Annotated in this window: 5 protein-coding genes; 3 read left to right on the forward strand and 2 right to left on the reverse strand. The window is 66.3% G+C overall.

Annotated features, from left to right (window positions below; genetic code table 11):
• Positions 1-63: 63 nt before the first annotated feature.
• The gene (locus QM569_RS14110) at positions 64-690 is read right to left on the reverse strand and encodes a response regulator transcription factor (protein WP_414987865.1); all 627 of its coding nucleotides are present in this window, start codon (positions 688-690) and stop codon (positions 64-66) included.
• Complete coding sequence (locus tag QM569_RS14115) at positions 687-3,257, reverse strand: PAS domain S-box protein (protein ID WP_414987866.1); 2,571 nt, start codon at positions 3,255-3,257, stop codon at positions 687-689. Before QM569_RS14115 ends, QM569_RS14110 begins: the two co-directional genes overlap by 4 nt.
• 156 nt (positions 3,258-3,413) lie before the next feature.
• On the opposite strand from QM569_RS14115, the gene aceE reads away from it, so the two are divergent.
• Genes aceE through lpdA form a run of 3 tightly spaced genes read left to right on the forward strand, consistent with a single transcriptional unit; the run spans position 3,414 to position 9,635 of the window.
• On the forward strand, positions 3,414-6,122 hold the full coding sequence (aceE, locus tag QM569_RS14120; RefSeq protein WP_414987867.1) for a pyruvate dehydrogenase (acetyl-transferring), homodimeric type: 2,709 nt from the start codon (positions 3,414-3,416) through the stop codon (positions 6,120-6,122).
• Positions 6,123-6,141: 19 nt separating this feature from the next.
• Positions 6,142-7,806: a dihydrolipoyllysine-residue acetyltransferase gene (aceF, locus tag QM569_RS14125; RefSeq protein WP_414987868.1), complete on the forward strand. Its 1,665-nt coding sequence runs from the start codon at positions 6,142-6,144 to the stop codon at positions 7,804-7,806.
• Positions 7,807-7,817: 11 nt separating this feature from the next.
• The gene (lpdA, locus tag QM569_RS14130) at positions 7,818-9,635 is read left to right on the forward strand and encodes a dihydrolipoyl dehydrogenase (protein WP_414987869.1); all 1,818 of its coding nucleotides are present in this window, start codon (positions 7,818-7,820) and stop codon (positions 9,633-9,635) included.
• The last annotated feature ends 167 nt before the right edge of the window (positions 9,636-9,802 follow it).

Raw genomic sequence — 9,802 nt, forward strand, 5'->3', positions numbered from 1 at the left:
TAATGGTCAAATTGGCCTCTAGCGCTTATATGGCGGGCGCTAGCAGCTATCAATAAGTGAGTATCAAGCCTTGGGCGCGTTCTGGCCCAGGGCGATCTTGAGCAGGTCGGCCACGGTGTTGGCGTTCAGCTTTTCCATGATGTTGGCGCGGTGCGCCTCCACCGTCTTGATGCTGATGCCCAGGTCGTCCGCGATCTGCTTGTTCAGGCGGCCTGCGACGATGCGTTCGAGCACCTGCGCCTCGCGGCTGGTGAGCTTGGCCAGCAGCGCGTCGCGGCTGGCGGCCTGCTGGTAGTCCGCGAAGGCTTCGCGTGCGCGGTCCAGCATGCGCTCGACCAGGCCCACGAGTTCTTCTTCGTCAAAGGGCTTCTGGATGAAGTCCAGCGCGCCCTTCTTCATGGTGTTGACGGCCATGGGCACGTCGCCATGGCCGGTGATGAAGACGATGGGCAGGGGGGACTTGCGCTCGATCAGGCGGTCCTGCAGCTCCAGGCCCGTCATGCCGCCCATGCGGATATCGACAATCAGGCAGGCGACTTCGCGCGGGTCGTAGCGCGACAGGAATGTTTCTGCCGAATCAAAGCAGCGCACGCGGTAGTCCTTGCCTTCCAGCAGCCATTGCAGGGAATCGCGGACGGCTTCGTCGTCGTCCACCACGTAAACGGTGCCTTTTTTCGGAATCAAGCTCATGCAATGGTCCTTGAAGTGGGGTCGTTTGCTGCGGAATTGATAGTGGCATCGGCAGGCTTGGCGTGCTTGGCAAGCGGCAGCCAGAAGGAGAACCTGCAGCCGATGACCTCGCATCCATTGTAGATGTTCTCCGCGTGCATCCTGCCCTGGTGCGACTCGACGATGCTGCGGCACAGGTTCAGGCCCATGCCCATGCCCTCGCTCTTGGTGGAGAAGAAGGCTTCGAACAAATGCTCCAGCACCTCGGGCGCCAGGCCCTTGCCGGTGTCCTGCACCGAAAACTCCACCACCTCGCGCTCTTCGATGTGCTTGGGCACCACGCGCAGCTCCACGCTGCGGTTGGGCGCGGGGCGGTTGGCGTGCTGTATGGACTCGGCGCCGTTCTTCATCAGGTTGACCAGCACCTGCTCGATGAGGATACGGTCGGCCATCACGGGCGGCAGGCGGGCGGCCATGTAGTGCGTCAGGCGGACGTTGTGGCGGCGCAGTTCGATGTCGGCCAGCTCCACCGCCTCGTCCACCATGGAATGCACGTCGGCCAGCGTGCGGTTGGGCTCGCTCTTTTTCACGAAGGCGCGGATGCGCTGGATGATCTGGCCCGCGCGCTGGGCCTGGTGCGCCGTCTTCTGCAGGGCGCCCAGCAGCGCCTCCTCGGTGATCTGCCCGCTCTGGATGCGCGAGACCATGCCGCTGCAGTAGTTGTTGATGGCGGTGAGCGGCTGGTTCAGCTCATGCGCCACGCTGGACGCCATCTCGCCCATGGTGATGAGGCGGCTGACGGACTGGGCGCGCTCGGCCTGGCGCTCGGCCTGTTCTTCGGCCAGGCGGCGGGGCGTGATGTCGGTGGCGATCACCATCTGCGCCAGGCGGCCGTCCACCCAGTTGAGGTAGCGCGAACGCACTTCGAGCCACTTGCCCAGGTCGGGCAGGTAGATCTCGGCGTTCTCGGTGCGGGCGCTGGTGAGCGAGTCGGTGGGCAGGCCCATCAGGCCGTCCTCGTCATCGACCCCCGACTGGCTGCCGCCTGCCACGGGCACCACGCCCGCCTGCGCCACCAGCTGCAGGTGGCCGCTGGTCTGCGAGCCGAACCACTGGCGGTAGAGCTTGTTGGCGAACAGCAGCTCCTGGCTGCCCAGCGGGGCCACGGACACGGATGCGTCCAGCGACTCCAGCACCACGGTAAAGCGCTCGTGCGAGGCCGAGAGCTGCTCGCGGATGCGGTTGGGCTCGGTGATGTCGGTCATGGAGGTCATCCAGCCCGTCTGGTGGCCGTGCGCGTCGATCAGGGGCGACACGTACAGCCGTGCGTCGAAGAGCGTGCCGCTCTTGCGCCGCACCCGTATCTGAAAGCCCCCCAGCATGGTCTTGCCGCTGAGTTCGTCGCGCAGCTTGGCCTGCAGGGCCTCGTGGTCCGCCTCGGGCCAGTAGGAGTAGGGCGGCGCCTGGCCTACCAGCTCGGCCTCGCTCCAGCCCGTCATCTGGCAGAACGCGGCGTTGACGTAGGTGATGCGGCCTTCCATGTCCAGCGCGCGCATGCCGGTCAGGACGGAGTTCTCCATGGCGCGGCGGAAGTTGGTCTCGGCCACCAGGGCCTCTTGCGCCTGCATGCGGCGGCGCGTGTGCCGCCAGGTGGCGATCAGCATCCACGCCGTCAAGGCGGAGAGGGTGCCCACCAGCCAGAACAGGCCGCTGCCCACCACGCCCAGCGAGGTGCGGTACGCCTGCGCGCGCAGCACCAGGCCGTTGCCCACGGGGGATACGGGCACCTCGTATTCATTGGCCCGCAGGCGCCACGGCAGCAGGCGGGTGGTGCCGCTGCGCAGGCTCAGCGGCGTGCCTGCGAGCACCTGGTTCTTGCTGTCCAGCAGGGTGACGGCGTAGCGCGCCAGCACCTCGGTGGGCGTGCCGTAGCGCAGCAGGCTGTCGATGGAGTATTCGCCCAGCACCACGCCGCTGAACCTGCCCTCGCTGTTCAGCGGCACCTGCAGTTGCAGCATCGGCGCGGATTCGCTCGACGCGGCGGCAGGCTGCGCATAGACGGGCTGCTGCAGGTCGCGCGCCAGGCCGAAGGTGTCGGCGGTGTCGCCGGGCTTGAGCACCTCGCCCGCGATGCGCAGCTCGCTGCTCGCCAGCGTGGGCGCGGCGTGGCTGGCGCGGATGCGGCGGCGCTCGTCGATCCAGGTGATGGCCTGCAGCTCGGGGTACTGGCTGATCAGCGCCTCGGCGCGGCTCATGAACTCGGCCCGCTGCAGCTCCTGGTTGGACAGGTCGCGCGCAATGCGCATGAGCTGCTCCTGCCGCTCCAGCAGGCGCAAGCGCACGCGCTGCTGGGCGTATTCCACATCGCGCCGCAGGGCTTCCTGTTCGCGTTCGGCCTCCTCGGCGCGCAAATACCAGAAAGCGGCCACGATGGCCGCCAGGAACATCAGCACGGCAGCCAGCGGCGCGAGGGCTGCGAAACGGTCCTGCCGGGTGGGTGACAGGCCCCGCCACCACTGACGCCACCAGCGCAGCGGCGCGGACACGGCCGATGCCGTGGGGGCGTGAGCGGAAGGCGTGGGGTCCATGCACCGAGTGTAGGTGAGCCCTGGGGGCGTCTGGATGGATGACGTGCTTTGTTTTTCTTAATATGAAACTACAAAGCACTATTTGAAATATTAAAATAATGTGCGAAACTAGAGGCTGCATACTAGAGTGCAGCCACACCCCATAGGAGACACAGCATGTCAGCTCAGCCCGAATCCCAGGTCGGCTTCGGTATCGGCACCGACGCCGACCAGCAGGAAACCCGCGAATGGATGGATGCCCTGTCCGCCGTGATCGACAAGGAAGGCCCGGAGCGCGCCCACTTCCTGCTGGAGCAGCTCCTGGAGCACGCGCGCCAGAGCAGCATCGACATGCCGTTCTCGGCCAACACCGGCTACGTGAACACCATCGAGCCCGAGCAGGAGGCCCACTGCCCCGGCAACATCGCCATTGAAAAGCGCCTGCGCGCCTACATGCGCTGGAACGCCATGGCCATGGTGGTGCGCGCCAACCGCCTGAACCCCGCCGATGGCGGCGACCTGGGCGGCCACATTGGCTCCTTCGCGTCGGTGGCCAGCATGTTCGGCGCAGGGTTCAACCACTTCTGGCACGCCGAGAGCGAGAACCACGGCGGCGACCTGCTCTACATCCAGGGCCACAGCGCGCCCGGCATCTACGCGCGCGCCTACCTCGAAGGCCGCCTGACCGAGCAGCAGCTCGACAGCTTCCGCCAGGAGGTGGACGGCAAGGGCCTCTCCAGCTACCCGCACCCCAAGCTGATGCCCGAGTTCTGGCAGTTCCCTACCGTCTCGATGGGCCTGGGCCCGCTGATGGCGATCTACCAGGCGCGCTTCCTCAAGTACCTGCACGCACGCGGCATCGCCAACACCGAGAACCGCAAGGTCTGGGTGTTCTGCGGCGACGGCGAGATGGACGAGCCCGAATCGCTGGGCGCCATTGGCCTGGCGGCGCGCGAGAACCTGGACAACCTGGTCTTCGTCATCAACTGCAACCTGCAGCGCCTGGACGGCCCGGTGCGCGGCAACGGCAAGATCGTGCAGGAGCTGGAGGGCGAGTTCCGCGGCAGCGGCTGGAACGTCATCAAGCTGCTGTGGGGCAACGGCTGGGACGCCTTGCTGGCCCGCGACAAGAGCGGCAAGCTGCGCCAGCTCATGATGGAGACGCTGGACGGCGACTACCAGGCCATGAAGGCCAACGACGGCGCCTTCGTGCGCAAGAACTTCTTCGGCAAGTACCCCGAGACGGCGAAGCTCGTCGAGCACATGACCGACGAGGAGGTGTTCGAGCTGCGCCGCGGCGGCCACGAGCCCGCCAAGGTCTATGCCGCCTTCCACGCCGCCAACGCGCACAAGGGCCAGCCCACGGTGCTGCTGGTCAAGACCGTCAAGGGCTACGGCATGGGCAAGGCGGGCGAGGGCAAGAACACCGTCCACCAGACCAAGAAGCTCTCGGACGAGGACATCAAGTACATCCGCGACCGCTTCAACATCCCGGTGCCCGACAGCGAGCTGCACAAGATTCCGTACTACAAGCCCGCCGACGACACGCCGGAGATGAAGTACCTGCACGAGCGCCGCCAGGCGCTGGGCGGCTACCTGCCCAAGCGCCGCCCCAAGGCCGACGAGAGCTTCACCGTGCCCTCGCTCGACACCTTCAAGGTCATTCTGGAGCCCACGGCGGAAGGCCGCGAGATCAGCACCACGCAAGCCTACGTGCGCTTCATCACCCAACTGCTGCGCGACCAGGCCCTGGGCCCGCGCGTGGTGCCCATCCTCGTTGATGAGGCGCGTACCTTCGGCATGGAAGGGCTGTTCCGCCAGATCGGCATCTACAACCCCAAGGGCCAGCTCTACACCCCGGTGGACCGCGACCAGGTGATGTACTACAAGGAAGACAAGGCCGGGCAGATTCTGCAAGAGGGCATCAACGAGGCAGGCGGCATGGCGAGCTGGATCGCGGCAGCCACGAGCTACAGCACGAACAACCGGATCATGATCCCGTTCTACGTCTATTACTCGATGTTCGGCTTCCAGCGCATCGGCGACCTGGCCTGGGCCGCTGGCGACATGCAGGCGCGCGGCTTTTTGCTCGGCGGCACGTCGGGGCGCACCACGCTCAACGGCGAGGGCCTGCAGCACGAGGACGGCCACAGCCACATCCTGGCGGGCACCATCCCCAACTGCGTGAGCTACGACCCGACCTTCGCGCACGAGGTGGCGGTGATCATGCACGATGGCTTGAAGCGCATGGTCGAGCGCCAGGAGAACGTCTTCTACTACATCACCCTGCTCAACGAGAACTACGCCATGCCCGGCCTCACGGCGGGCACCGAGGAGCAGATCATCAAGGGCATGTACCTGTGCAAGCCCGGCGCCGAGGGTGACAGGCGCGTGCAGTTGCTGGGCAGCGGCACCATCCTGCGCGAGAGCCTGGAGGCCCAGACCCTGCTGGCCGCCGACTGGGGCGTGCAGGCCGACGTGTGGAGCTGCCCCAGCTTCAACGAACTGGCCCGCGACGGCCAGGACGCCGAGCGCTGGAACCTGCTGCACCCTTTGGCGACGCCGCGTGTGTCCTTCGTCGCGCAGCAACTGGGCAACAGCACCGGCCCCGTGGTCGCCTCGACCGACTACATGAAGAACTACGCCGAGCAGATCCGCCCCTTCATCCCTGCCGGTCGCCCTTACAAGGTGCTGGGCACCGACGGCTTTGGCCGCAGCGACTTCCGCAGCAAGCTGCGCGAGCACTTCGAGGTGAACCGCCACTACATCGTGGTCGCCGCGCTCAAGGCGCTGTCCGAAGAAGGCAAGGTGCCCGCCGCCAAGGTGGCCGAGGCGATCCAGAAGTACGGCATCAATGCCGACAAGATCAACCCGCTGTACGCATAACCCGAACCGGAGACAGGCAATGGCACTGGTCAACATTCAAGTCCCGGACATCGGGGACTTCGACGAGGTGGGCGTCATCGAGCTGCTGGTCAAGCCCGGTGACGTGGTGAAGGCCGAGCAGTCGCTCATCACCGTGGAATCGGACAAGGCGTCGATGGAAATCCCGTCCAGCCACGCGGGTACGGTCAAGGAAGTCAAGGTGGCGCTGGGCGACAAGGTCAAGCAAGGCTCCGTCATCGCGGTGGTGGAGTCGGCAGACGCTGCGGGTTTAGAGCCAAAACAGGCTCCAGCGCCCGTCCAACAAGCACAGGCAGCTCCTAAAACAGAAGCAACGGCTGCCCCCGCATCCGCCGCCGCTGGCCCGCTCGAAGTGCGCGTGCCCGACATCGGCGACTTCAAGGACGTGGCCGTTATCGAGCTGCTGGTCAAACCCGGCGACACGGTGAAGCTGGAGCAGTCGCTGTTCACCGTCGAATCCGACAAGGCGTCGATGGAAATCCCGTCGCCCGCCGCAGGCGTGGTCAAGGAGCTGAAGGTCAAGATCGGCGACAAGGTGAACGTGGGCGACCTGGTGGCCGTGCTCGACGGCGTGGCCGGTTCTTCATCTCCCTCTCCCGCCGGGGCGGGAGAGGGCAGGGGTGAGGGTGGGGCCAACGCCGCGCCGCAGCCTGCACCGTCACCCTCACCCCAACCCTCTCCCGCCAGCGGGAGAGGGAGCGAAGCGCCGCACCAGCCCGGCACGCCCGCGCCGGGGCTGCCGCACGCATCCCCTTCGGTGCGCAAGTTCGCCCGCGAACTCGGCGTGCCGCTGGCCGAAGTCAAGGGCAGCGGCCCCAAGGGCCGCATCACGCAGGAAGACGTGGCCGCGTTCACCAAGCAGGTCATGTCCGGCAGCGTGCAGACCAAGGCGCAAGCCGCCAAGGCCCCCGCAGGCGGCGGCTCCGGCGTCGGCATGGACCTGCTGCCCTGGCCCAAGGTGGACTTCACCAAGTTCGGCGCCGTGGAGCGCAAGGACCTCAGCCGCATCAAGAAGATCAGCGGCGCCAACCTGCACCGCAACTGGGTGATGATCCCGCACGTCACCAACAACGACGAGGCCGACATCACCGACCTGGAAGCCTTCCGTGTGGCGACCAACAAAGAGAACGAGAAGACCGGCGTCAAGGTGACCATGCTGGCCTTCGTCATCAAGGCCGTGGTCGCGGCGCTCAAGAAGTTCCCTGAGTTCAACACCAGCCTCGACGGCGACACGCTGGTCTATAAGCAGTACTACCACATCGGCTTCGCGGCAGACACGCCCAATGGCCTGGTCGTGCCCGTGCTGAAAGACGCCGACAAGAAGGGCATCCTCCAGATCAGCCAGGAAATGGGCGACCTTGCCAAGAAAGCCCGCGACGGCAAGCTGGGCGCGGCGGACATGCAGGGCGGGTGCTTCTCGATCTCGTCCCTGGGCGGCATTGGCGGCACGCACTTCACGCCCATCATCAACGCGCCCGAGGTGGCGATCCTGGGCCTGTCCAAGGGCCAGATGAAGCCCGTGTGGGACGGCAAGCAGTTCGTGCCGCGCCTCACGCTGCCGCTGTCCCTGTCGTATGACCACCGCGTCATCGACGGCGCGGCCGCCGCGCGCTTCAACGCCTATCTGGGCCAAGTGCTGGCGGACTACCGCCGCATCCTGCTGTAAGGAGAACCGTTATGGCAGTGATCGACATCCAGGTGCCCGACATCGGCGACTTCGACGAAGTGGCCGTCATCGAAGTGCTGGTCAAGCCCGGCGACGCCATCAAGGCCGAGCAGAGCCTGATCACCGTGGAGTCCGACAAGGCGTCCATGGAAATCCCGTCCAGCCACGCGGGCGTGGTCAAGGAGCTGAAAGTCAAACTGGGCGACAAGGTGCGTCAGGGCACCGTGCTGCTGACGCTCGAAGCGGCAACGGCAGCAGCGCCAGCATCAGAGCCAAAACAGGCTCCAGCGCCCATCCAGCAAGCACCAGCAGCTCCTAAAATAGAAGCATCGAGCTACGGCGGCAGCGCCGACATGGAATGCGACGTGCTCGTGCTCGGCGGCGGCCCGGGCGGCTACAGCGCCGCCTTCCGCGCCGCCGACCTGGGCCTGAAGGTCGTCATCGTCGAGCGCTACGCCACCCTCGGCGGCGTGTGCCTGAACGTGGGCTGCATCCCGTCCAAGGCGCTGCTGCACGTGGCGGCGGTCATCGACGAGGTGGCGCACCTCGGCAAGGCGGGCATCAGCTTCGGCGCGCCGCAGGTCAACGTGGACACGCTGCGCGGCCACAAGGAAAAGGTCATCGGCAAGCTGACCGGCGGCCTGGCGGCGATGGCCAAGATGCGCAAGGTCACCACCGTGCGCGGCGTGGGCCAGTTCGTGGGCGCCAACCACCTCGAAGTCGAGGAAACCACTGGCACCGGCCAGGACAAGACGGGCGGCAAGAAGGTCATCGCCTTCCAGCGCGCCATCATCGCCGCAGGCAGCCAGGCCGTGCGCCTGCCCTTCATGCCCGACGACCCGCGCGTGGTCGATTCGACGGGCGCACTCGCGCTGCAGGGCGTACCCAAGCGCATGCTCATCCTCGGCGGCGGCATCATCGGCCTGGAAATGGGCACCGTCTATTCCACGCTGGGCGCGCGCCTGGATGTGGTGGAAATGATGGACGGCCTGATGCAGGGCGCCGACCGCGACCTGGTGAAGGTGTGGCAGAAGATGAACGCCCACCGCTTCGACAACATCATGCTCAAGACCAAGACCGTGGGCGCCGAGGCCACGCCCGATGGCATCAAGGTCAGCTTCGCCCCGGCGCAAGAGGGCGGCACCGCGCCCGAGCCGCAGGTGTACGACCTGGTGCTGCAGGCCGTGGGCCGCACGCCCAACGGCAAGAAGATCGGCGCCGAGAAGGCGGGCGTTGCGGTGACGGATCGCGGCTTCATCAACGTGGACATCCAGATGCGCACCAACGTGCCGCACATCTTCGCCATCGGCGACATCGTGGGCCAGCCCATGCTGGCGCACAAGGCGGTACACGAGGCGCACGTGGCGGCAGAAGTCATCGCCGGTGAACTGCAAGGCAACAAGGAACTGGCCAGCAGCGCCTTCAACGCCCGCGTGATCCCGAGCGTGGCCTACACCGACCCCGAAGTCGCCTGGGTGGGCCTGACCGAAGACCAGGCCAAGGCCCAGGGCATCAAGGTGAAAAAGGGCCTGTTCCCCTGGACGGCCTCGGGCCGCGCCATCGCCAATGGCCGCGACGAGGGCTATACCAAGCTGCTGTTCGACGACTCGCCCGAGGCCCACGGCCACGGCAAGATCCTGGGCGGCGGCATGGTCGGCACGCACGCGGGCGACATGATCGGCGAAGTGGCCCTGGCCATCGAGATGGGCGCGGACGCGGTGGACATCGGCAAGACCATCCACCCGCACCCGACGCTGGGCGAGAGCATCGGCATGGCTGCCGAGATCGCGCACGGCTCCTGCACGGACGTGCCGCCGCAGAAGAAGTGAAGCGCTACTGAATTCGTAGCTGGTGGCGCCTGTCCAGCCTGGGCGGTTTCAAGTCCAAGTGCAACAAATATTCAATGCACAGGGTCTGGCTGCTGGCTCAATCGAGCCAAGTGCTCGGCATAGACCTCAATGGGCTTGCGCCAGCCCAGGGTCATCCTGGGGCGGCC

The organism is Acidovorax sp. (assembly GCF_047607405.1).
Taxonomy (GTDB): domain Bacteria; phylum Pseudomonadota; class Gammaproteobacteria; order Burkholderiales; family Burkholderiaceae_C; genus Acidovorax.